The organism is Pseudodesulfovibrio profundus (genome assembly GCF_900217235.1).
GTDB lineage: Bacteria > Desulfobacterota > Desulfovibrionia > Desulfovibrionales > Desulfovibrionaceae > Pseudodesulfovibrio > Pseudodesulfovibrio profundus.
The window spans coordinates 3,127,494-3,150,642 of sequence record NZ_LT907975.1; the positions used below are offsets into that span (position 1 = coordinate 3,127,494).

A 23,149-nucleotide genomic window follows, 5' to 3' on the forward strand; every position below is an offset into this window, starting at 1 on the left:
GATTATGTTTAATAATATCATGTTTGCGACCAGTGGATCTCCCGTTTGTGACAGCCCTGCCAAGATTGCTTTTGACCTGGCGGAACGCGAAGACGCGGAATTGCTTCTTTTCCACGTTCTCGGTGTCCCCTCCAGAGGATTCAGCGTTGAAGCCACGGACGTCCGCACGGGTGAAAAGGAAAACCTGGGTGAAGATTACGAAGCCTGGGTCCGCGAAGAGTTGAGCAACACCTATGATAACCAATTGAAGCTGTACGGGGAAAAGACCCGGATCATGACCACGGTCGGCGTTCCCGCCACCGAGATTCTCCGTCTTGCCCGCAAGGAAAACACCGATATGATCGTCATGGGTGCCAACACCCGCCCGGAAGAGGGAGGCGGTCGATTCAGGGCCATCATGGGTAACACCATGCTGACGGTTTCCAAGCGCGCCCGTTGTCCTGTCCTCATCGTCAACAGCCCCTGCAACACCTGCTGGAATCTCTTTTCCAGCATCGTGTACTGCACGGACTTTACCAAGGCCGCGGACTACGCCTTCACCTTCGCCCTGAAGGTTGCCAAGGATATCGGGTGTCCGCTGCACATCTTCCATGCCGTGAACATCAACTCCGAGGATCTTGGCGGCAAGCCCAGCCAGGAAGCCATTGAAGAGAAGATTGCCGAGGCCCGGAAGAAGATTGAAGAAAAGTACCTCTCACAGGTGGGCGACTTCAACATGGTCGAAGTGGACGTGCGCGAAGGTGCTCCCCACGTCGAAATCCTCAAGTATGCTCGCGAGAAGGAAGGCGATCTCATCGTCATGGCGCACCATTCCAAGGATCTGCCGCCTGAAGATGCCGAGATCGGTACCACCCTGGAAGAGGTAGTTCTGCGTTCGGCCTGCCCGGTGGCCAGCGTCAATCATCCTGACTGGATAGTCGACTAAACAGGCGGCGATACGCCATGACTGAAGCCACCAAGAGAGTCCTGGTAGTGGACGACGAGATGAACATCCGGCTCTTTCTCAAGACGCTGCTCGAAACCAGCGGGTATGAGCCTCACCTTGCGCGAAATGCGCGGGAGGGGCTCAAGCGGGCCTGGGAATTGAAGCCGGACCTGATCATCCTCGACGTAATGATGCCCGGAGAAGGTGGGTTGGTAATGTACCAAGGGTTACAGGAAGATAAGGATTTGAGGAAGGTGCCGGTCATCATGCTCTCCGCAGTGGGGGCCGACACCTTCAAGCACGCCCTGAAAATCATGGGTGTGGGACAATCCAACTACCCAGATCCCTTTGCGTACGTTCAGAAGCCACCCAAACCGGACGACATCAAGGCCATCATCGATCATGCGTTGGTGCGATAATTGATGAAAACTATGAAAAATGTCGGAAATACGATATCGATAAGCGGGGAGTAATCCCTGCCCACCCCGGGCAACGCCGGGTCGGGAAACACTGATAAACAGGGGGTCGATTCATGTCTCATAAAATTCTCATCATTGATGACGATCCTTATATCGTCAAATACCTCGAGGACATTCTTCAGGACGACGGGTTCAGCACCTGCACGGCGTCCAATGTGGAGGAGGCCATCGGGTTGCTGAAGAAGGAAAATCCGGATCTCGTAACGCTTGATCTGGAAATGCCTAACGAGTGGGGGCCACGCTTCTACCGTAAAATGGTGCAGGATCCGGAGTACAAGGACGTCCCCGTGATCGTCGTTTCCGGTCTGTCTGGCATTCATCTGGCCATTAAAAACGCAGTGGCCTCGTTTAAAAAGCCCTTCAATCCCCAGGAGCTTCTGGAAGCGATTCGGAAAACTCTGGAATCCTAGGGGAACCCTTACAGCTAGTGTTTCCCGGCGGCATGCCCCTGCCGCCGGGAAGCCCTCTGCAAGGCTGAATACTCACTACTGGTGGAGTGGAGCATTTGCTTTCTGCATCGTCGTGAAGCGCAGAGCAGAGGAGTTCCAAATGCTCCATTGTTAAGCTTTTCTTCCAAACGTATCCAATAAAGCCGTCCTTCGGGATGGCTTTATTGTGTTTGAAAAGTGTTATGTAATTTTCTTTTCTCGGTCTTTACGTTGTTATGAACATTTTGTACGGAGTAAAAGAGGCTTACTGTATCATTAGATAATTGTTGCCCTTTAAACGGTAGTGTGTCTTGCTTTTGAAAGGGAAGTGTTGAGTAAGTAATATGTAAAAAAAATACGTCATCTGGAATATGAAGATGTCTCAAATATGATTGGTAGCACTATGAAGTCAGATGATGGCAGCTCCCCGCTTGAGCATATTACAGCAGACCGTCGAATAATAGATGAGCTCTATTCCCATGGGAAGATCACCATGGAAGCACGGGAGTATGCTTTGGAAGCTCTTTACCCTCATAATCATTGGGGGCTATGGGTATCTCGAATACTGCTCACTCTCGGAACTCTCTTGGTGCTGTCAGGCATCGTTTATTTCTTTGCTTTCAATTGGACAAAAATCACGCCAACAATAAAGCTTTTCTCCATCCAGTTCGGTCTGGTTGGTTGTCTGGTTGGAGCCTGGTTCTATTCGTTACGACGCTTGACTGGTCAGATATTACTGCTTTCGGCAAGTATGTTGGTGGGTGTCTTTTTTGCCGTTTTCGGGCAGGTGTACCAAACAGGAGCCGATGCATATCAACTCTTCATGATGTGGGCATTGCTCACGCTCGGGTGGACATTAATCTCCAACTTTGCTCCCCAATGGGTTTTCTGGTTGGTGATCGCAAATACTTCTCTCATCCTATGGTGGGAGCAGGCTGCGCTGCCCTCCCATGAGATGAAACACCTGATCCATACCTACATGGCCTTGCTGAATGGTGCAGCTTTGGGGCTGCGCGAATACTTGTCGGCAAAAAAGACATATGCATGGCTCAAAGGGAGATGGACCCGCGGCTTTCTTGTCATTGGTGTTTTATCAATTGTTGTAGTCCCTATCATTTCTTTGATCACTGGAGAAAGAGAACCATCCATATCTGTCATGGTGAGTGGGGCTGTCGGTTTTGTTGCTCATGGATTGGTGTTTTATCTGTATCGCTTCAAATTCCCGGATATGTGGTCGTTGGCGGCTGCGGTGTTATCGGCTTGTATTATAGTCGAAACCGTTATTGTCGATACAATGGTAAGTGACCGCTTGTTGAAATCGGAAAGTATTACTTTTCTGGTAATGGGGATTGCGACCATAATCCTATTTGCCTGCGCAGTCGCCTATCTCTCCAGTGTTTCGAAAAAAATGAAGGTCGATCATGTCTCATCCTAAACCCATATACTCTGTGGCTCAGTTGCTTGATGAGCTTGGAAGCAAGGGGTTTGCTATCGACGAAGGTGTGTCTTCTTTTGTGGTCTCCCGGCTCCCGGAAAAAGAGTTGCCGCTCTACATTCGGATATTGGCTGGCTTTGGAGCAACCATTGCGTCATTTTTCTTTGTGGGGTTCTTATGGCTTGTCGGCTTGATTGATCTTTCAAATGAAGAGTCCCTTATCCTGGTAGGGATCTTGTTTGTCGCGGGGGCTATCGCTCTTCAGCGAGCAACTGGTCATAAGTACACGGTCAAGCGTAGTTTCTTTATACAATCTTCCTTTGCTTCAATGTGCATTGGAAAGACGTTGTTCGTATTTGGCTTGCAGCAGTTGATGAATACTGGGTGGGGGGCAACTGTGGGATTGCTCGTTATCACCTGCGTTACCTATCCCGTATACCGCATGTCGATAGACCGTTTTCTGTCTTCTTTCGGGGTACTGTTGTCTATTTTGATCAACCTCTCGTTGGATCATGATGTGCGAGGTGTGTGGGAGTTGGTGTTTAATGGATTCTTTTTCGCTCAATTCATATGTGCTGCTGTTTTAGTAACGCATGGAAAAATCAAACGTGAGTACATACCACTCTCGTATGCTTTTATTCTGTCACTGTGCATGAGTGTACTCCTGTCGGCTTCAGGAATTCGTTTTGGTTTTTTTGCCGAGACTGCACTGAAACACCCATTCATCATCAACATGGTGTTGACCGGAGGGTTGATAGCCTTATTCGCTTGGGTTGCAGGGGGCTTCAATAAACTGAAATCCCAACCATTGGCCTTGGCTTCAATTGGTACAGTGATACTGGGATCAATTACTGCGCCCGGTATCCTGCTGGCAATCGGATTAATGGTGCTTGGGTATGCAAAGCATGAAACAATACTAAGTATTACCGGTGTGCTGCTCATGCCTTTGTTTCTAAGCATCTATTATTACAATCTCGATGTATCACTCCTGCAGAAGTCTTTGGTTCTTGTTGGAAGTGGAATCATATTATTGGCTGGCAGGGTGTACCTGAAGCGTAAGGGATGGGACAATGGAGGAGCCTCATGCGCACAAAACTCATGATAGTTTTTTCCGTGCTTGTCCTTATTGTTTTCAATTATGGAATCTATGAGAAAGAGCAGATCATAAAAAACGGTCAAAGGTTTTTACTTGAACTGGCTCCGGTTGACCCGCGTTCTCTCATGCAGGGAGATTACATGCGCCTGCGATATGCAATGGAGCGTGATGTGCCAACCAAGGATTTAGTCGAGCATGGAAAGCGTGGATATCTGGTGATTCGCCTGGACGGGAAGCTGGTAGCGCATTTTGTTCGAGTATATAAGGAAGAGAATCTGGCTGAGGGTGAATATCTGCTTCGTTTTCTGAATGATACCGGTAAGGCGAAGATTGTACCTGATTCATTCATGTTTCAGGAGGGACACGCCCAGTATTATGAAAATGCCAAATATGGTGTGTTTACATTGGGAGACTCAGGCCAGTATCTACTCATTGGGTTGGCGGATGCGGATGGTGAGTTACTATCAGCACGACAGCCTATGAATTGATACGTTAAACTGTAGCGTGTTGAGAACACGAGCGTCTGCCCATACTGAATCGAATTCCGCAGGGCGTACAGGGGGATCTCGTTCTCTATTTGCAAGCTACAGGGAAAAGAAGCTCACCATTCTTTTTACCGACACGACTGCAATAGGCCGGTCTTTTCGTCTTATGCTCAAGCCCGCTAATCCCGCCAATCTCCCTAATCTCCGTAAACGTCGTATTGCCGCTCTATTGTACAAACGATGGTAAAAGGTATACTGTGCCCACGGTTTGAATACGATTTTTATATCCCGGCCTTTCATATTGTCAGTCAACAAGCCGGGATTCATAACATACATCATAGGTTTTTTATCATGGAAAAGGAAAACACCAACGAAGTGGTGAACGAGAACGAAGCTGTAGATTCTTCGCTCCCGAAGATGCGTTTTGAGGATCTGCCTGAGCGGTTGCACGATGCGTGCGTGCGCGTGGGCTGGGATAAATTGATGCCGGTGCAGGAGTTGGCGTTGCCTTTCCTGCTCAATGACAACGATGTCATGGTCCAGGCTCGGACCGGCTCCGGCAAGACCGGTGCATTTGTGCTTCCCCTGCTGGAAAAACTCGATGCAGACCTGATGGAATGTCAGGCTCTGGTCATGGTACCCACACGCGAACTGGCGCAACAGGTTGCGAGCGAAGCCCGTACTTTGGCAGGAGACAAGGGTATCAATGTCGTCGCTGTTTATGGTGGCGTTGGTTACAAGCAGCAGTTGGATGCCTTCCGCGACGGCGCTCAGCTCGTGGTCGGTACGCCCGGTCGTATCCTGGACCACCTGGTCAGGCGAAGCCTTGATCTGCATAAATTGAAAGTGCTGATTTTCGATGAGGCCGACCGGATGCTGTCTGTCGGTTTTTACCCCGATATGGTCGAGGTTAAGCGATACCTGCCCCCAAAAATTGATGGCAGCTATATGTTTTCCGCTACCTTCCCGCAGTCGGTCCTGCGTCTGGCGCGGGAATTCATGGTTGATCCGGAATTTCTCAGCCTGTCCAGCGATGAGACCAACGTGTCGGCCATTGCGCATCAGTTCGTCGAGGTCCAGGCCATGGGCAAGGAACGCAAGCTGATCAAGCTGATTGAACTGGAGAATCCTTCTTCGGCCATTATCTTTGCCAATACCAAGCGCAATGTTGAATTTACGGCAGCGCTTCTGTCACAGTTCGGATTCGATGCCGAAGGATTGACCTCGGACCTGAGCCAGAACAAGCGCGAACAACTCATGGCCCGCATCAAGGCCGGACAACTGCGTTTTCTGGTCGCTACAGATGTGGCAGCCCGTGGTATCGATATCCCCGAACTCTCTCATGTCTTCATGATGGAACCACCGGAAGACCCGGAGTCCTACGTGCACCGCGCAGGGCGAACCGGTCGCGCCGGGGCATCGGGCAAGGCAATCACCATGGTGGATGTCATCCAGAAGATGGAGCTTGAGCGTATCGCCACACGGTTCAAGATCAAATTCGAAGAGATCAAGGACCCGACCGAAGAAGATGTCGCAGCTATCATTGAAGAGCGCCTTACCGCACTGCTTGAGAAGCGATTCAGAAAGCTCAAGCCGCTTGAGCGTGAACGTGCTGCCCGTTTCCTGCCGCTTGTTCAGAAGTATGCCGCAGATGAAGAAGCGGTTGGGTTGATCGCCATGTTGTTGGACGAAATTTATCAGAATACTCTGCACGGCAAGCCCGAAGTGCCTGTTGCTGAACAGGAAAAGCCCAGAGAGCAACGGAAGCCCAACCAGCCCTCCAAAGGCAATGGCAAAAAGCCGCAGCGGAATCGTAAGCCTCGGAGCGGCGGCGACCATGGTGGACACGGTCGACCTTCGGGCAATGACCGGTCAGAGGGAAATCGGTCCGATGATAAGCCCTCCGAGAACAGGCGTCCCAAAGGCAAACGCAACGACGAAAATCGTTCGGGTGACAAACCCAAGCCGAGGAAGCCTTCCAGGCCTGCCGGTGAACAGCAGTCTGAGCCGCGCCCGGAGAGAAGGCCTGAGCAATCTTCCGGTGCTGATAAAGGTGGTGACGGCGAGTCCGGTACCAAGTCGCGTCCCCGACGCAGACGCCCTCGTCGTAGAAGACGCCGCTAGCCGCTAGTCACATATATGTCAGCCAATACACTTATACTTGGCTTGGCCGCCGGGTATCATTATGGCGATGTCGCGCCGTTTCTGCGTTCGCTGGAGCGTGTGCAGTTTGCCGGGACATGCGTGCTGTTCGTTTCGGAAACCACACGGGATACGGAACGGATGGCAGCCCATGGTGCTGTCATCATTCCCATGGAGCGGCCGTATGATTTGGCCCACGTTTCCTACAATGCCTACCGGTACTATCTGTATCTTGAGTATCTGCAACAGGCAGGTCCATTCGAGCATGTGATGATTACTGATGTGCGGGACGTGCTGTTTCAGCGCGATCCGTTTGCGTATGCGTGGGGCCGTGGATTGCACTGCGCCCTTGAGGACGAGGAGATGACCATTGGATCGTGCCCGTTCAATTCGCGGTGGGTGCAAGAGCATATGGGAGAAGAGGCGCTGGCTGCGGTCAGCGATAATACCATTTCCTGTTCCGGGACCACTGTGGGCGATCATGAATCAATGGTTGAATATCTGGAGCGTATGACAAACCGCTTTCTTCCCTTTGCCGGGGGTGAGTGCATGGGCGGTTTTGATCAGGGCGTGCATAATGTGTTGATCCGTACCGATCTGCTTCCAGATGTGACACTGCATGAAAACGGCAATCCCATTTTGACTCTGGGCTACTATCAGGGAGAACCGCCGCTGAATGAAGCTGGCGAGGTTCTCAATGATCAAGGGGAAGTCGTCCACGTCGTGCATCAATATGACCGTAAACCCGAGTTGTTTCGGCGCGTGCGAGAGCAATTCGCATGGACGAAAAACGCTGATTAGGACATCATCAGACAATGAGCACTACACGAGCATCAATCAGTCAGCCATCGGTTCTGCCCATGAGCCGCAAGGAAATGGATGAACTTGGCTGGGACGAAATCGACATTCTTCTCGTCACCGGGGATGGGTATGTGGACCACCCGTCGTTTGGTGCGGCCCTGCTTGGTCGTTGGCTCGTCCATCATGGCTTTCGGGTGGGTGTTTCAGCCCAGCCACGCTGGGGTCGGCCCGATGATGTCATGCGGCTGGGCAGACCCACACTCTTTGCCGGAGTCACTGCCGGTTCACTGGATTCCATGCTCGCCCATTACACGGCATTTCGTAAAAAGCGCAGTGACGATGCATATACTCCCGGTGGTCAGGCCGGAGCGCGGCCAAACCGGGCGTGTATTGCATATACGAATATCGTGCAGCGCGCCTTTCCGGGGTTGCCGGTCATCCTTGGTGGCATCGAGGCATCCCTGCGCCGCATTTCTCATTATGATTTCTGGGTCGATGCGGTTCGGCGTTCTGTTCTGCTCGATTCAAAGGCCACAGCCATCACATATGGCATGGCGGAAAATTCCATCGTGTCACTCGCCGAGTGTCTTCGCGATTCAGAAGATCGTTCGATCAAGGCACTTCGTCCGAAGTTGTTGCAAATCAACGGATTGGTGGTTGCCGGAGCCAAAAAGGATGTGCCGGAAGATAAACCGGTAATGGAACTGCCTTCCCATGAAGCCATTCAGGAAGACCCGCAGGAGTTGATCAAGGCGACCCTCATGCTGGAGCGACAGGTCCACCAGAATCGGGAAGTGGTTGTTCAGGAAACCGGCGGCAGGGCGGTTATCATCACACCGCCAGGCGAGCCGCTCGATACTACCGGACTGGATGAGTTGGCCGGTCTGCCGTTTTCTCGTCAACCTCATCCCTCATATACGGAACGGATTCCGGCTGCGGACATGATCAGAACCTCGGTAACAACCCACCGCGGCTGTGCCGGTGGCTGCTCGTTCTGCACGCTTGCCCTGCATCAGGGGCGACAGATTCGCTCACGCACCAAGGAATCCATCATGGATGAGGTGGAGCGTGTCACCGAGGTCAAAGGGTGGACCGGTTCCATCTCGGATGTGGGTGGCCCAAGCGCGAATATGTGGGGTGCTCATTGTGCTTCAGATCAATCAAAGTGCAAGCGTTCCAGTTGTTTAACTCCTGCCGTTTGTAAACACTACAAGGTTGCTCAGTCGGATTTCGTGAATCTGCTTCGGTCGATCTCTGATATGCAGTCCGTGAAGCATGTGCGAGTCGCTTCTGGTTGGCGAATTGATCTCGCCTTGACGGATATGCGTTCTCTGTCGTGCATGATTCGTGAATTTGTGGGTGGGCAAGCCAAGGTTGCACCGGAGCATCAGGTGGACCATGTGCTCAAACTCATGCGTAAACCCGGGTTCTCCGCCTTTGAAAAATTTCTTGAACTGTTTGACCACGAGTCTCGCAAGGCCGGAAAAAAGCAATACGTGATTCCGTATCTCATGAGTGCTTTCCCCGGTTGTACCGATGACGACATGCGTGCTCTTGGAGACTGGCTCCGGTCCCAGGGATGGAAGCCCGAACAGGTCCAGTGCTTCATTCCGCTTCCGGGAACCGCTGCTGCAGCCATGTTCCATGCGGAAACCGACATGGATGGAAAGCCTATCTACGTAGCCAAGACAGATGCCGATCGGTTGCGTCAGCACGCCATCTTGATGCCCACACGGGGGCGTCCTCCTCAAAAGGGAAAAAAACACTCCGGCAAACCAGCGCGTTCATCCAAACCGGCGCGTTCCGGCAAGCCCGCCCGATCTTCCAAGCCAGCTCGGTCAGGTAAACCGTCGCGACCGGGCAAGCCGTCCCGTCATGATGCCCCTGGTAAAGGGCGCAAAAAGCAGAAACGTTAAGGCGTTGATTCCTTTTGCTGCTCACTAACCGCTTCAGCGTGTATTTCACTGTCATAACAGTTTGATACCGCAGCGCATTTGTTTGCGGTTGACCGGGGATTGTTGCCTGATCGTAACGCCGATTTAACATGATCGGCGCATTCCGGGGGTATGGTCCGTCCTGAAATCTGAATAATCTATATCAGGCGGTTACCACATGTCTCTAGGGTTTCAGAGCAAGCTGACCCTTGCCACGCTGTTCATTGTCGTCTTGACCATTGCCTGCATGGCAGGTGTTAATTTTGTCAATTCAAGAAGCGAGTATCTCGAAAGTGGGATCGCTGCACTCGAAGATGTGTCTGCTACGCTGGCGGAAACCGTTGCCATGCAGGATCACCTCGCCCGCAAGAAAATCATTTCTGATCTGAATATATTCAAATCGACCATGGGGGTAAGCGGTCTCCCCATGTTCGAGATGCTCTATGATGTTGATATGACCATAACCGATCAGGTGACAGGGACAACTCGTGACGTCACCATTCCTGCCTTCAAACTCGGATCAAAATATCTTCACGAGTCCTCAACACTGGTCGATACAATGGCCGAAACATCGGGCGTATTGTCTTCGGTGCTTCAGTTGAGTGACGAAAAGCTCATTCGAGTGAGCACCACTATACCTGTTGCTGGCGGAAGTTCGGCCAAAGGGGTGTACATACCGTCTGGCAACAAAGCGTATCGCGCGATTCTCGCAGGGGACCGATATGAAGGCATCATGCGGATGGGCGGGGGATGGTATGTGGTCGCCTATGAGGCCATCCGCGACTTTGATGAAAACGTCATGGGGGCCTTGGAGGTGGCGCGACCCGTCATATCCGATGAGTTCAGCCGCTTCATTCGGAATGTCAACGTGGGAGGAAAGGGTCATTCGTATGTTTTCCTCGCTGATGGGTGGCAACCTGTTGAGGGCGCGAATGAGCAGACCGATGCTGCTCTCATCACAAAGGTTCTCGCAGATAGGGAAATAGCCGCTCAAGGTGGTGTTGTGTCGGTGGATATTGATGGCGAGACCATCCATTCAAGGGTGGTGCCATTTGAGCCGTGGGGAGCGTTTATCGTTACCTCCATCACCCAGTCGGACATACTCCAGGGAGTTGATAAGCGGATTTTGATCAGTGCGGCAGAGTCGGCGGTGCTTCCGCTGGTTATCGCGCTGGTAATCATTGGTGTGGTCAGCAGGCAACTGGTGGCCCCCATGAATACACTCGCAGCCGCGGCTGATGACGTCAGCAAGGGCAATTTCCAGTGTGATTTTGACTACAAAGCCAAGGATGCTATTGGCCGGACCATGGACGCCGTGGTGCATATGGTTGGAGAAATGAAGAACCAGCTTGGTTTTAGCCAGGGCGTGCTCAAGGGGGTTACCATCCCGTGCGCGGTGGTGGACTTGGACAACAAGGTCACCCATCTCAATCAGGCGGCGGCCGATGTGCTCGGCAAGCGGAAAGAGCCAGAGAAGTACTATGGCACAACGTTGAATGAAGTCGTCTATCATAATAGCAAGCGCAAGACGTTGACGCAAGTCGCCATGAAGAAGTGCGAGCAGGTGGAGTGGGAGATCGAGCTTGTTCGTGATGTCGACAACTCCAAGGCAATACTACAGGCCGTTGCCACGCCCATTTATGATCTTGATGGTGTTTTGATCGGAGCCATTACCATCTGGGTTGACCTGACTGAAGAGCGCAGGCAGCAGCAAACGGTCGAAGCCAAGAACCGGCTCATCGAGGAAGCGGCCCGTGAGGCCAATGGCATTGCACATTCTGTTTCTGATTCATCAAAGGATTTGTCTGAATCCATTAGAAAGGCTAATGAGGGGGCGTTACAGCAGCGCGACAGGGCTCAGGAAGCCTCCACTGCCATGGAGCAGATGAATGCATCAGTAGTGGAAGTGGCTAAAAATGCCAATGTGACGGCGGGCTTGTCCCAGGAAGCCAGTGGGTTCGCACGGGAAGGTGCCGCCATTGTCGGTAAGTCCGTTGAAATGATGCGTGAGGTTCACCAGCAGTCCGAAGGGTTGCGAGCGCAAATGGATGAGCTAGGTGAGCACGCCAATGGCATCGGCGCGATCATGGGCGTTATCACGGATATTGCCGACCAGACCAATCTTCTTGCGCTGAACGCCGCCATTGAAGCGGCCCGGGCTGGTGAAGCTGGGCGCGGTTTTGCCGTGGTCGCCGACGAAGTTCGCAAGCTGGCTGAGAAGACCATGGACGCCACCCAGGAAGTGGGGAGCTACATTCAATCTATTCAGCAGAGTGCAGCGAATAACATCGATTCAAATGATCGCGCTCTGAAATCATTGGGAGAATGTCGAACCATGATCGAGCGATCCGGCGAATCGTTGCAGGCCATTGTCGCCAAAGCCGATGAAGCGGCCGAACAGGTTCAGTCCATTGCCGCGGCAGCCAAGGAGCAGTCCACCACCAGCGAGGAAATCAATGCGGCCACCGAGACTGTGAACCGGATTGCCGAAGAGACCGCGCAATCCATGCAGGAATCGTCCATTGCCATTGAAGCGCTCAATACACTGGCAGGCAATCTTCGCAGTGCCATAGGCAAGATGCAGCGTTGATACAATATCTCATATCCCGGCTTGATCGGGACTGAATGCCCGGGCAGTGGGGATGCTCGGGCATTCCTTTTTCCCACCGCAGGACTCTGGTTGTGAAAAAAATGTGCATGGTGTAGTATCTTATGAAAATATATTCACATATGCATGGAGGCCCACGCCCCGATGACTCAGCTCCCCATACTCCTCGTGGACGATGAAACCGGCATTCGAACGGCTTTGAGTATCATGCTCATTGATTCCGGACATGCGGTAGATACTGCTCCGGATGTAGATTCCGCCCTGCGTATTTTTGAAGATAAACGTCATCCCATCGTCATTACCGACATCAAGATGCCGGGAAAAAACGGCATTGACCTGCTGCGCGAGGTCAAGGCGATGTCGCCGACAACCGAAGTCATCATGATTACCGGACACGGTGATGTCGATCTTGCCATCCAATCCCTGCAAAACAAGGCATTTGATTTCATCAGCAAACCCATCAACGAGGATGTGCTGTACTTTGCCCTGCAGCGAGCGCAGGAGCGGATCAACATGGCCCGCGAACTGGAAGCGCACACCCGGAACCTGGAAGAATTGGTAGAGATAAAATCGACCCAATTGATCGAGGCGGAGCGGCGAATGGCTGCGTGTCAGTTGTTTGAAGGACTGACATCCAGCTTGAGCGATTTCACGGATAATATGGATACACTCAATGTATTCAATCAGATGCCCATGTTTGTTTCCATCCATAATACGGATATGGACGTGGTTTCGGTCAACGAGCATTATCGAAAACGATTGGGCGATTTACGGGGTAAGGACAGTTGGTCCATGTACGAAGAATTGGAGCACGGCCCGCGTGACTGTCCTGTGGCCCAGACCCTGAAGTCGGGCGAGCCGGGCCGGGGAAATTACAGAGTTCGTTGCGTTAATGACAATATTCACTCTGTCATCGTCAATACCATCCCGATCATGTCCACCGAGGACGGTGTCGAGATGGTGCTGGAATTCATGGTCGACCTTAACGAAGCTGAACAGTTGCGCGAAGAGTTGCGCTCCACTCAGCACAAATACGAACAGTTGTTCGACGAATCTCCCTGTTTCATTTCCGTGCAGGATACGGATTTCTGCATTACGTCGACCAATGCCCGCTATAAGGAGCAGTTTGGCGATTTTGGCGGATGTCACTGCTATGAACTGCTCATGCACCGGCGCAATATCTGCCGCGATTGTCCTCTGGAGAAGACATTCAAGGATGGGCTGGCCCATCAGATGGAGACCGTTGTCACCAATCAGAAGGGGGAAAAGGTCAATGTGTTGATCTGGAGCGCCCCGATTCGTGATGAGCATGGCAATATCACACAGGCCATCGAAATGATCACGGATATCACCCAGATCAGGAAGTTGCAGGACCGCCTGACTTCACTGGGATTGCTGCTGGGAACCACGGCCCACGGTATCAAGGGGCTGCTGACCGGTATCGACGGGGCGGTCTATCGACTTGGGTCCGGTCTGGAGAAGCGCAATTTCGAGCGGATGGAAGACGGGTACAATGATCTCCAGTTCCTGACGGGACGGGTCAAGCAGACAGTGATGGATATCCTGTATTACGCCAAGAATCGGGAGCTGAACTGGGCATCGGTGGATGCAGGGCAGTTCTCCCTCGATCTGTATGCCTCGTTTGCAGCCAAGGCAAAGAGTAAGGATATTACCTTTGATCTGGACATGGGAGCAGTGCTCGGCCGCTTTGATGTGGATAAGGGAATACTGGCCTCGGCTCTGGGCAACATCATAGAGAACGCTATCGATGCCTGTACGCCCGGTAAAGGCCGCGTGACTTTCAAGGTATTTGGGGACGCCAAACAGGTGGCCTTTCGGATTGCCGACAACGGGGTGGGCATGGACCCGGAGACCAAGGAAAAGTTGTTTACGCTCTTCTTCTCGTCAAAGGGAAGTACCGGAACCGGGATTGGTCTGTTCGTGGCGAACGAGATCGTCGATCAGCATGGAGGTACCATCGTGGTCGAATCCGAACAGGGCAAGGGCTCGGTCTTTACCATCTGCATTCCACGGGAAATCAGCGATCGTCTGTAGGCGGTCGGCGCCGGTTAGGGGAGTGTCTCCTGATCGAGAAGGGGGCAGCACTCAGGTGATTGGAGAAGGGGCTGGTTGCTTGAACAGCGCACTTCTCTCAAACAACGGCTGTGCTTCGATCTGCTAGGTGACCACGTGGGCAGTGGGGATGGTTATGGTGAAAGTCGCTCCTTCTCCCACGCCGGAATTGGCCATGATTGATCCACCCATCTCCTTGACGAGCTTCTTGGTCGCCATCAGCCCTATGCCGGTGCCGCGGCTCCCCTTGGTGGTGAAGAACGAATTGAAGACTTTGGTCAGGATTTCCGGTGCGATGCCGTGACCAGTGTCCTTTACTTCATAACGAACAGACATTCCGCCGTTGTCGCTGGTCTTGATGACAACGCGCTTCTCACCTTCCAACAGATCCTGGCAGGCATCAATGGCGTTGGAAACCAGATTGGTCAGACATTCGTGGATCGCCTTGGGGTCAATGCGCATGACCGGTATGGATTCATCCAGTTCCAGCTGTATTTTCACTCCCTTGCGTTCCGCTTTGGATATCAGCAGATCGCGGACCTGCCTTGCAGGGGCATTGGGATCGCAGTCTTCCGGTGCTATGGATACCGGCTTGGCGTAGTCGAGGAGATCCATGGCAAGATTCTTGATGCGTTCCACATCGCGGCGAACCATTTCCCATCCCTGACGCAGATACTCCTGATTTTCCAGCTCCAATCCTTTTTCGAGGACGAACATGCCCCCCTCAAGACCACCTGCTACATTCTTGATGGCATGGGACATGGACGCAACCGTCTGGCCGACGGCAGCCATGCGTTCGGCTTCCACAAGCTCTTTGCTCTTTTCGAGGACGAGGTGCTCAAGGTTTTCGGTGTATTCCCGTAACTGGTCGCGAATCTGGATTTTCTGTTTGGCGCGATCAAGGGCGATTTCCAGGGCGTTTTCATGCAGCGGTTTGGTGATGAAATCCCCGGCCCCCATGCGCAGCGCTTCAATGGCGGACTGCATGTCGCCGTGACCCGTGATCATGATGACTTCACTGTCGGGCCAGTCGCGTTTGACCTGCTTGAGCAGTTCGAGCCCGTCCATGCCGGGCATCTTGATGTCGGAGACAATGAGCGGGACTTCCGTGGATTTGAGAATATCCAGGGCTTCCAGCCCGTTGCCAGCAGTCAATACCTCATAACCAGCATCGGCTATGGCAACAGACAGAACGGTGCGGATGCCGTCCTCATCATCAACCAGTAGTACTTTTTCCAACATGCTCTGTTTCCGCCACCGGGAGTTTTATGGTGAACCGTGCGCCCTGTTCTCCGTTCTCGGCATGAATATCTCCGCCGAAATCCTTGATCAGGCCGTAACTGATGGAAAGCCCGAGACCGGTTCCCTTGCCGACTTTCTTTGTCGTGAAAAACGGCTCGAAAATCTTGTGGGTCAACTCTTCGGGAATGCCATCACCGTTGTCTTCAACCTCTATGAATACATCGTCATTCTTTTGGTATGTCCGTACAGTAATGACTGCTTTATCAGAAACGCCGGATTCTGTCTTCTCTTCCAGTTCATCTCGTGCGTTGACCAGCAGGTTGATGAAAACCTGCTCCAGTTGGTCGGTTGTGGCCAGTACCGGGGGAAGTGAATCCGCTTTTTCCCACTGGACCTCGATACCGCGAGCAGCAAATTGTTTGCCCAGCAGGGTGAAGGAGCGGTCCAGACAATCATTGATATCGACCAGTTCCGAGTCCTGATCGACCTGTCTGCCAAACTCCCGCATGTGGTTGATGATTTTGGTGGCCCTGTCCACATAGCTGTCCACTTCCTTGGAAAGGGTATACAACGTCTGCTCCGGGATCGGCTCGTTGGCGTTGACCTTGCGCATAAAATAGTTGCTGGCGGATTTGATGACTGTCAGGGGCTGGTTCAACTCATGGGCCACGCCGGTTGCCATTTCTCCCAGGGTCGCCATTTTCCCGGCATGGAATAGCTGTTGCTCCGCTTCCAGTCGTTCTGTGACGTCGGTGGTCGATACGAGCAGGTATTCCATATCCAGATGGCCGGACGCCGCAAGCATCATATCCACATAAAACGGGTCGCCGTTGCGCTTGACGGATTTGACCTGATTGATGGCCGTGAAGGCACGCATCTGCGATGTGACCTGCTTGGTTTCATCAGGATGGATCACAGAGAGAAACGACTTGCCGATCAACTCTTCAGCGCTCCATCCATAAACCGATGTGGCGGTGTTGTTGCAATCAAGGATGGTGAAGTCCGAGTTGGTCAGCACGAAAATAGAGTTGGGAGCGTTGTTGAAGATAGTGTGATACTTCTTCTCGGATTCCTTGAGCTTTTCTTCCAGCTTTTTTCGTTCGGTGATGTCGAGGCACATCTCCATGGCTTTGGTGACCTTGCCGTTCTTGTCCCGAATGGGAGCGGTGTGAACAATCCAGTGTGAATACGTTCCATCCGGGTTTCGACGGCTTTCTTCGCTGCAATGGGCAAGGCCGGTAGCAAAGGTCTTCTCGACCGGACATTCCTCACATTTTTCATTTATGCCCTTATAGGCTTCATAGCAGTATGCATCAGGGAAGGGGTTGAACCGCTCTCTGCTTTCCTTGTTGTATTCCAGCAGTTTGTAGTCAACGTCCTGAACCGTGACCACACAAGGAACATTGTCGAAAAGCAGCTCGAATTCTTCCCGCTTCTCATTGATGATTTCCTGTTGTGTTTGCAGCGCATTGACCATGGCTTCGTGAGATCGAGCCAGCTTGCCGAGTTCGTCCGGTCGTTTGGCGATGGTGCTGGAGGCCGTGCTGGTTTCGCCGTGGGCGATTGCTTCTGAGCATTGGGTCAATAGAGAGAGAGGGCGGGTGATTATCTGGCGTAGTCCGAGAAAGATGCCGCCCGAAGTGATCAAAAAGAATATGGTGCCAAGGGTGATGAGCTGGATATTGTAATCCGCAATTGCGGCATTTGCCACGTCAAATGCGAACACCAGATCCATAGTTCCCAATACGGTTACATCTGAAGGATGATAGTGACAGGGACCGCCTGAGCATTCCTTGGAATTGCTGATGGGTACCTGAACGCTGAAAAAGTGATTTCCATCTTCGGTTTCATATTCCCACGTGCGCTCTTCCAGCGTGAGTTGCTGCTTGGGTGGATCAACCTGATGGCAGACAATACACGTGTGGTGTTCCTCGCCTACAAGCGTTCCCACCTCTTCCAGGTTGTTGGAAAATTTGACTTCGCCTTCCTTGTTGTAAACACGGATGGTCTCGACCGGATGAAAATCGGCGACACGCTGGATAAGTGTCCCGATATCCGAGCGGTCATTGCGGAGCATGGCATCATGCAGTCCGATTCGTATGGTGTTTCCCATCATGTCCGCGGTTCGAACCCGCTCGGACATGGTGTGATTGTTGACGAAACCGATGCTCAGATAAATGAGCAGCAGTGTGCTGACGAGCATGATGGCGCCCGTGGCGATAATTATTTTCAGGATCAGACTTTGCCTGATCCTCATGATGAAGCTGAACATGCCTGACTTCCCTTCCCAAGTGTAATCGTCAGAAATTCATGCCAATTGTAAATGAAAGGTGACCCTACCGTCTCATTGGTGTCAAGAGAAAAGCCATATCTTGGCAAGCAAATCGTGACGAGCTATCATGGGATACCATGCTCGAGTGTCATTTATGGTTGATGGTATACAGGTCTAGTTATAGTTTGAAAATCATGCTATGCCACCGCTGTATTAAACTGAAAACATGGTATCAAGGGAGCGATGAATGCGATTTTTTATCTATATATTAATGACTTGTCTTCTTCCTGTTCAGTGTTTTGCAGAAGAAATAAATATGCAGGTAATCATATACCCTCCGTTGGCGTATGAAGTTGATGGTGAACTGAGGGGGGTTGCCCCTGATGTGGTGCGGGCAATTCAGGCCGAGATCGGCGATACCAACAAAATATATGCTGCCCCGTGGCTCAGAGCATATGAGCAGACTCAAACCCACGAACGGCAAGCCTTGTTCGCCATCGTTCGTATCCCCAAACGGGAGAATCTCTTCAAATGGGTTGGGGCCGATTTTTGAAGAGGGCGATTACTTTTTCAAAAAGAAAGGGACGGAGTTGGACGTCCGATCCCTGCGTGATGCAAGAATAGTCAAGCGGATAGCTGTAAGAAAGGATGGATATACCCATCAGGCCTTGCAGGAAGCTGGATTCGATAATCTGGATATCAGTCCTTCATATGATTCCAGCTACAAAAAACTGGCCGAAGGGCGAGTTGATCTGGTTTTGCTTGGAGAGCGCACCTATTATTACATGGTCCGCAAGGCTGGGTTGGATCACACCCTTTTTGAAAAAACCGAGTGCAAGTTTGCCGAATCGGGCGCATGGCTGGCATTTTCTAAGGATATCCCGGATGAAACCATCCTGAAGTGGCAGCAGGCCCTGGATACTCTCAAGGAAAATGGCGTTTTCGATCAGATCATGGAGCGAAATTTCAGTCACTAGAAAACGACTGCACATTCGCAGTCAAAGAGCAACTGCGAAACGTGAGTATTAGCGCTATATTGGTGACAACAAGAGGTTGCCATCATATCTCAGGTGCTAATGATCCCAACAATGGACGTACCCACGAATCATTCAGCCTTGTCTCTGGGGACGAGGTAGCTTGCAGGTGCATGTCACCCTGCTGCCTTCAGCTATGATGAAGATGTCTTCTCCGGGGGTATGTCTCTTTCATTTCTCAGAATATCATATCCCAATCAGTACTCATAATCCGGTGAAATGATCGAATACAGAGCGTAATAGGTTCCGTTCGGTTGATACGTTAAGATGCTTGTGCACGTAGAGTGGTCAGACACAGGGTGTCCGATAGCAGAAGAGGTGCTTGATGCTTCCTGGAGCCAAGGAATAGCGCGAGTTCCTGTTCTTTTGATGTGTCTGGTGGGTGATTGTAGTAGGAAAAAGCATACCTTTTCACATCATCGAAATCGTCAAACTCCCAGTAGGTGTCGAACAGGCTTTCCGAGACAATTTCCAGTCCGCATTGCGGGAGAACGTCACGCACGCCGCAAAGCCGGCTATCTTCATCTTCAAAGACCTTGCACAGACGTTGAATCTGGCTCTGGACAGTCGGTTCGAGGACCAGCACCAATCCGTCCTTCTGAACAACGCGCACAGCCTCATCCAAGGCTCGCTGATAGTCTGGGTGGTGATGCAGTGAGAGTGAAAAGAGTGCGATGTCGAATACGTTGTCGTTGAATGGCAACTCAAGACCGGTTCCGCAAAGGAACGAAACATTGGGAACATTGGTTGCTGCCTGTCTTATGGAACTGACCCCCGGCTCGATACCGATGACAGTAGCCGCGCTCGCAGCATACATGGCGGTCAGGCGTCCATTGCCACAACCGATTTCAAGGACGTTTTTGCCTGCGAGCCCCGCTTCCTTCTCCATTACTTGATACGTTTTTTGCTTTCTGTCTTGAATCATTAGAGTCGGGTACCGCACACAGGTTAAATTTTCAATGATCACACATGCTCTGCACGCGAAAAGACCAATAATACAGAACCTCACACCAGTTGTAGCTCGATGTTCTACCCATATAAAAAGGGGCCTGCATGACAGGCCCCTAACGTGATCGTGGCGGAAGCGTACAGGAGTCGAACCTGCCTGCGAGGGTTAACCCGCACATTGGTTTTGAAGACCAAAACCAATTTTTTGCATCTTTTTGCATTTATTTGCATCAAGCTTAATTTTCTGAATAAAATGAAAAATCGACTTGCTTGACGTTGCTCCGTTTTGCACCTATTTTCATGCCGTCTGCTGGGGATAGTGCTGGGGAAATGCTGGGGCAAAACGGAGACGGCAATGCCAAGACAGAAACGATTTAAAACCGATTATCCGGGTGTTTACTATGTCGAAGGCCAGGATATGGTCAAAGGCAAGCCTGAGAAAATCTACTATATTTTCTACCGAAAAGACGGAAAACAGGTCGAAGAGAAGGCCGGAAAGCAGGTTCGTGACAACATGACCCCTGCCAAGGCGAACAACCTCCGCACCATGCGTCTGCAAGGAAAAGAGCTGTCCAACCAGGGGCGCAGGGACAAGGATGCCGCCGAAAAGAAAGAGCGTGAGGGGCGGTACACGATCTCCCGGCTTTGGGACGAGTACGAAAGCCAAAAAACGAATTTTAAAGGGCGGCTCCCCGACAAGTGCCGGTACGAGAAATACCTTAAACCGGAGTTCGGCGACAAAGCGCCGTCCGAGATCATAACCTTTGACGTGGACCGCCTGCGGATTCGCCTCCTCAAGCAGAAGTCGCCGCAAACCGTGAAGCTCGTCCTGTCGCTCCTGAAACGGCTCATCAACTTCGGAGTGAAGAAAGGGCTATGTCCCGTGCCCGACCCGGCCAAGCTGAATATCGAGATTCCTCGCGTTGACAACGTCAAGACCGAAGATCTCACCAACGATCAGTTAAAGGCGCTCATCAAGGCCATTAATGAGGATTTGAACATTGATGTGGGCCGGATGATGAAGCTTGCTTTGTTCACCGGTATGCGCAGGGGAGAACTCTTCCGCCTCAAGTGGGAGCATGTAGACTTTAAGCGCAAGTTCATCCTGCTCGACGATCCCAAGGGCGGCGTGTCCCAGCAAATCCCGATGAATGACACCGCCAAGGAGATTCTGCTGTCCCAGGAACGGACAGACAGCCCGTATGTGTTTCCCGGCAAGAACGGGAAACAACGGACCGACGTGCGCGGCCCGATCAACCGCATCAAGAAAAGAGCGGGCCTCCCTGAGAGCTTCCGCCCGCTTCATGGCTTACGCCACGCCTATGCATCCATGCTCGCCAGTTCCGGCAAAGTGGACATGTATATGCTTCAGAAGCTCCTGACGCATAAGAGCCCCCAGATGACCCAGCGTTATGCCCACCTGCGGGACGATGCCCTGCGCAAGGCCTCCAATGTGATGGACGATCTCATTGCGGATGCGGTGAAGGAAGATGAGGCGAAAGGAAAAGTAGTCCATTTGCCGAAGAGGGAGAAGTGATTTTCAATATGCTGATTACGCCAGGGATATTGGTGAAAATGCTCGGTGAAAGGGAGTATGCGACGTTTGTGAACGGCATGTTCCCGTCCGTCCCCGAAAAGACTCTCCGGAACGTCCTCAAGGGGGAAAGCAATCCACAGAAAAAGACGATTGAAAAAATGATCCGCGATATTTGCGCCCGAACGGGCTTGGAGGAAGGTGTTGCCCTAAAGGTTTTGTCCCCGGAGTCCCGGCAGCCGTGGAAAACCGCCTTTGCCGGAGCGGAGTTAAGTGCGGGCACTCCTCAAAGCATGCAGTATGCTTTTGAAGTGATAGTTCGGATTGAGAGCGCCATATATCAGGCTGAAAACGCTAAGCAAAAAGGTGATTCCCGCTGGTTCAACCGGTTCAGGAGGGCGGGACTGCCTTCTGAAATCTTACCGAAACAGTTCTTTGATGCCTATCTGCACCATGGTGCCGGTTCGGTGAACAAGCAGGGACAGCGGAGAGTCCCGGTGCTCTCTGGTAAGGTCTTTCTCAGGACGTCCCTATACTGTTTGGCTGCGCTCGAAGTTGCTTTCATGAAATCCGAAGAGGAATACGCCAAGGTAGGCCTATGGGTGGATAAGGCCATGCCGAGCTATGAGGATGAACGTTTGGTTGGCCCGATGCGGCACATGTTTCTCGGGATGATGAAGTATCTGGGCAAGTCCAGCGCGGTGAAATTTGCGGAAGTATTGCCAAGCCTGAAGAACGATTTCCCGGACCCAGAGAATCAGCGCCGAAAGATATTGAGATGGATGAGAGGAGAAGAGCCGCCCAGCTGGGAGACAATGTTTATGATTCGGGACGAGTTGTTCGATGGCAACTCTGATTTATTAGTGAATTACGGTGTCGCCCGTTTTCTTCAGAATCTGTTCAATGATCTGCTGAAGCATGCCGTTCCGAAATTTTTCAAGGACGAGCAAGAACTCGTCGCCGTTTTTCAGGAATACCCCAAGTGGCAGGAGCATCATCAAAAGGGCTTCGCAGAATGGAGCGAAGCGAGGGACTGTGGATAGCCCCTCGCTTCGTTAGCGATTACGAGTCCATGTAATCATCGTTGTTCGGATTATGGGCGTCGGCCCAGTCGTTCATGTCGGCATCATTATTGGGGTTGTTGATGTCGGACCATAGGTCGAGTTCTTCCTGGCTCATGTCTGATGTATCGGGCATTTTTTATCTCCTTTTTGATTACTTGCCGTTCTGGTTGGGGTTCACCTGCTTGCCGCGATTCCCTTGATTCTGGTCGTATTGCCTATTCGTTCCCCTGGTGCCTTTGTTGGCGTTCTGGATGTTGGCAGCGTTGTCTGCGGGGTTGATTTTCTTTCCGGATTTCTTGGACATTGTGATGTCTCCATCATTGTGTTTGTGCCTGACACTCCATGTGCCGTGGCGTTGATGGGTGGACAATGCCAGAGCTTGATACTTGTGGGGAGTGACAGTGGACGGCCATAATTGTTGCTGATAGCACATGCGACCCTGCTAAGGGCACAAGCTGGGACGAAAAAAACAAAAGCTAATCCCCTCGTAATCAGTCTACAAAACACCAATTTTATATGGCTAAAAATGAGCTTTAATAATGTCATGCTTTTGGCAATGACACAGCTTTGATGTTTCCGTGCTTTTATAAGGATAACGCTTTGATAATATTGTCAAAAAAATGATTGACTAGGCCTTTTTTCGTGCTAT

Annotated in this window: 20 protein-coding genes; 15 read left to right on the forward strand and 5 right to left on the reverse strand. The window is 51.7% G+C overall.

From position 1 onward, the window contains the following. Positions 1–4: 4 nt before the first annotated feature. The 11 genes from DPRO_RS14745 to DPRO_RS14795 all read left to right on the forward strand — a co-directional run bounded on the left by DPRO_RS14745 (position 5) and on the right by DPRO_RS14795 (position 14,388). Positions 5–925 carry a universal stress protein gene (locus DPRO_RS14745; protein WP_097012746.1) on the forward strand — a complete coding sequence of 307 codons (921 nt, stop codon included), beginning with the start codon at positions 5–7 and terminating at the stop codon, positions 923–925. Positions 926–942: 17 nt separating this feature from the next. Next, complete coding sequence (locus tag DPRO_RS14750) at positions 943–1,344, forward strand: response regulator (protein WP_097012747.1); 402 nt, start codon at positions 943–945, stop codon at positions 1,342–1,344. Positions 1,345–1,457: 113 nt separating this feature from the next. Beyond that, positions 1,458–1,814, forward strand: a complete 357-nt coding sequence (divK, locus tag DPRO_RS14755; RefSeq protein WP_097012748.1) for a DVU0259 family response regulator domain-containing protein — start codon at positions 1,458–1,460, stop codon at positions 1,812–1,814. 421 nt (positions 1,815–2,235) lie between these two features. Continuing rightward, complete coding sequence (locus DPRO_RS14760; protein ID WP_157917498.1) at positions 2,236–3,267, forward strand: DUF2157 domain-containing protein; 1,032 nt, start codon at positions 2,236–2,238, stop codon at positions 3,265–3,267. A gap of 13 nt (positions 3,268–3,280) precedes the next feature. Further along, complete coding sequence (locus tag DPRO_RS14765) at positions 3,281–4,369, forward strand: DUF4401 domain-containing protein (RefSeq protein WP_162291183.1); 1,089 nt, start codon at positions 3,281–3,283, stop codon at positions 4,367–4,369. Beyond that, on the forward strand, positions 4,351–4,851 hold the full coding sequence (locus DPRO_RS14770; RefSeq protein ID WP_157917499.1) for a GDYXXLXY domain-containing protein: 501 nt from the start codon (positions 4,351–4,353) through the stop codon (positions 4,849–4,851). The genes DPRO_RS14765 and DPRO_RS14770 overlap by 19 nt, the downstream gene beginning before the upstream one ends. A gap of 348 nt (positions 4,852–5,199) precedes the next feature. Beyond that, a complete protein-coding gene (locus DPRO_RS14775) occupies positions 5,200–6,972 on the forward strand; it encodes a DEAD/DEAH box helicase (protein WP_097012752.1) in 1,773 nt (590 codons plus the stop codon). A 15-nt stretch (positions 6,973–6,987) separates the two neighbouring features. After that, positions 6,988–7,791, forward strand: a complete 804-nt coding sequence (locus DPRO_RS14780; protein WP_097012753.1) for a hypothetical protein — start codon at positions 6,988–6,990, stop codon at positions 7,789–7,791. Between the two features lie 14 nt (positions 7,792–7,805). Then, on the forward strand, positions 7,806–9,707 hold the full coding sequence (locus DPRO_RS14785; RefSeq protein WP_097012754.1) for a YgiQ family radical SAM protein: 1,902 nt from the start codon (positions 7,806–7,808) through the stop codon (positions 9,705–9,707). A 196-nt stretch (positions 9,708–9,903) separates the two neighbouring features. Next, complete coding sequence (locus tag DPRO_RS14790) at positions 9,904–12,315, forward strand: methyl-accepting chemotaxis protein (protein ID WP_097012755.1); 2,412 nt, start codon at positions 9,904–9,906, stop codon at positions 12,313–12,315. A gap of 162 nt (positions 12,316–12,477) precedes the next feature. Further along, positions 12,478–14,388 (forward strand): response regulator, encoded by a 1,911-nt coding sequence (locus tag DPRO_RS14795; protein ID WP_097012756.1) that lies wholly within the window; start codon positions 12,478–12,480, stop codon positions 14,386–14,388. A gap of 123 nt (positions 14,389–14,511) precedes the next feature. On the opposite strand, the gene DPRO_RS14800 is transcribed toward DPRO_RS14795, so the two are convergent. Then, positions 14,512–15,648, reverse strand: a complete 1,137-nt coding sequence (locus tag DPRO_RS14800) for a sensor histidine kinase (protein WP_097012757.1) — start codon at positions 15,646–15,648, stop codon at positions 14,512–14,514. Next, positions 15,623–17,920: a PAS domain S-box protein gene (locus DPRO_RS14805; protein WP_097012758.1), complete on the reverse strand. Its 2,298-nt coding sequence runs from the start codon at positions 17,918–17,920 to the stop codon at positions 15,623–15,625. Before DPRO_RS14805 ends, DPRO_RS14800 begins: the two co-directional genes overlap by 26 nt. Positions 17,921–18,236: 316 nt before the next feature. Here DPRO_RS14805 and DPRO_RS20535 point away from each other — a divergent pair, with 316 nt between their 5' ends. Continuing rightward, positions 18,237–18,473 (forward strand): hypothetical protein, encoded by a 237-nt coding sequence (locus DPRO_RS20535; RefSeq protein WP_232005614.1) that lies wholly within the window; start codon positions 18,237–18,239, stop codon positions 18,471–18,473. After that, a complete protein-coding gene (locus DPRO_RS14810; RefSeq protein WP_232005615.1) occupies positions 18,457–18,897 on the forward strand; it encodes a substrate-binding periplasmic protein in 441 nt (146 codons plus the stop codon). The genes DPRO_RS20535 and DPRO_RS14810 overlap by 17 nt, the downstream gene beginning before the upstream one ends. 319 nt (positions 18,898–19,216) lie before the next feature. On the opposite strand, the gene DPRO_RS14815 is transcribed toward DPRO_RS14810, so the two are convergent. Beyond that, positions 19,217–19,879 carry a class I SAM-dependent methyltransferase gene (locus DPRO_RS14815; RefSeq protein WP_097012759.1) on the reverse strand — a complete coding sequence of 221 codons (663 nt, stop codon included), beginning with the start codon at positions 19,877–19,879 and terminating at the stop codon, positions 19,217–19,219. Positions 19,880–20,257: 378 nt separating this feature from the next. Here DPRO_RS14815 and DPRO_RS14820 point away from each other — a divergent pair, with 378 nt between their 5' ends. Both DPRO_RS14820 and DPRO_RS14825 read left to right on the forward strand, forming a co-directional pair. After that, positions 20,258–21,439, forward strand: a complete 1,182-nt coding sequence (locus DPRO_RS14820) for a tyrosine-type recombinase/integrase (RefSeq protein ID WP_097012760.1) — start codon at positions 20,258–20,260, stop codon at positions 21,437–21,439. A gap of 8 nt (positions 21,440–21,447) precedes the next feature. Continuing rightward, the gene (locus tag DPRO_RS14825) at positions 21,448–22,479 is read left to right on the forward strand and encodes a hypothetical protein (protein WP_157917501.1); all 1,032 of its coding nucleotides are present in this window, start codon (positions 21,448–21,450) and stop codon (positions 22,477–22,479) included. Positions 22,480–22,498: 19 nt separating this feature from the next. Here DPRO_RS14825 and DPRO_RS20635 read toward each other — a convergent pair whose 3' ends face one another. Then, positions 22,499–22,633: a hypothetical protein gene (locus DPRO_RS20635; RefSeq protein ID WP_269459699.1), complete on the reverse strand. Its 135-nt coding sequence runs from the start codon at positions 22,631–22,633 to the stop codon at positions 22,499–22,501. Between the two features lie 18 nt (positions 22,634–22,651). Continuing rightward, complete coding sequence (locus DPRO_RS20345) at positions 22,652–22,804, reverse strand: hypothetical protein (RefSeq protein ID WP_173806801.1); 153 nt, start codon at positions 22,802–22,804, stop codon at positions 22,652–22,654. Between the last annotated feature and the right edge of the window lie 345 nt (positions 22,805–23,149).

Bases quoted from the DNA above. Each gene is read 5' to 3' on its own strand.
- DPRO_RS14805 (WP_097012758.1), bottom strand. From the start codon at position 17,920: ATGTTCAGCTTCATCATGAGGATCAGGCAAAGTCTGATCCTGAAAATA.
- DPRO_RS20635 (WP_269459699.1), bottom strand. From the start codon at position 22,633: ATGCCCGATACATCAGACATGAGCCAGGAAGAACTCGACCTATGGTCC.
- DPRO_RS20345 (WP_173806801.1), bottom strand. From the start codon at position 22,804: ATGTCCAAGAAATCCGGAAAGAAAATCAACCCCGCAGACAACGCTGCC.
- DPRO_RS14745 (WP_097012746.1), top strand. From the start codon at position 5: ATGTTTAATAATATCATGTTTGCGACCAGTGGATCTCCCGTTTGTGAC.
- DPRO_RS14775 (WP_097012752.1), top strand. From the start codon at position 5,200: ATGGAAAAGGAAAACACCAACGAAGTGGTGAACGAGAACGAAGCTGTA.
- DPRO_RS14750 (WP_097012747.1), top strand. From the start codon at position 943: ATGACTGAAGCCACCAAGAGAGTCCTGGTAGTGGACGACGAGATGAAC.
- DPRO_RS20535 (WP_232005614.1), top strand. From the start codon at position 18,237: ATGCAGGTAATCATATACCCTCCGTTGGCGTATGAAGTTGATGGTGAA.
- DPRO_RS14770 (WP_157917499.1), top strand. From the start codon at position 4,351: ATGCGCACAAAACTCATGATAGTTTTTTCCGTGCTTGTCCTTATTGTT.
- DPRO_RS14785 (WP_097012754.1), top strand. From the start codon at position 7,806: ATGAGCACTACACGAGCATCAATCAGTCAGCCATCGGTTCTGCCCATG.
- DPRO_RS14780 (WP_097012753.1), top strand. From the start codon at position 6,988: ATGTCAGCCAATACACTTATACTTGGCTTGGCCGCCGGGTATCATTAT.
- DPRO_RS14820 (WP_097012760.1), top strand. From the start codon at position 20,258: ATGCCAAGACAGAAACGATTTAAAACCGATTATCCGGGTGTTTACTAT.
- DPRO_RS14790 (WP_097012755.1), top strand. From the start codon at position 9,904: ATGTCTCTAGGGTTTCAGAGCAAGCTGACCCTTGCCACGCTGTTCATT.
- DPRO_RS14795 (WP_097012756.1), top strand. From the start codon at position 12,478: ATGACTCAGCTCCCCATACTCCTCGTGGACGATGAAACCGGCATTCGA.
- DPRO_RS14800 (WP_097012757.1), bottom strand. From the start codon at position 15,648: ATGTTGGAAAAAGTACTACTGGTTGATGATGAGGACGGCATCCGCACC.
- DPRO_RS14815 (WP_097012759.1), bottom strand. From the start codon at position 19,879: ATGATTCAAGACAGAAAGCAAAAAACGTATCAAGTAATGGAGAAGGAA.
- DPRO_RS14760 (WP_157917498.1), top strand. From the start codon at position 2,236: ATGAAGTCAGATGATGGCAGCTCCCCGCTTGAGCATATTACAGCAGAC.
- divK (WP_097012748.1), top strand. From the start codon at position 1,458: ATGTCTCATAAAATTCTCATCATTGATGACGATCCTTATATCGTCAAA.
- DPRO_RS14825 (WP_157917501.1), top strand. From the start codon at position 21,448: ATGCTGATTACGCCAGGGATATTGGTGAAAATGCTCGGTGAAAGGGAG.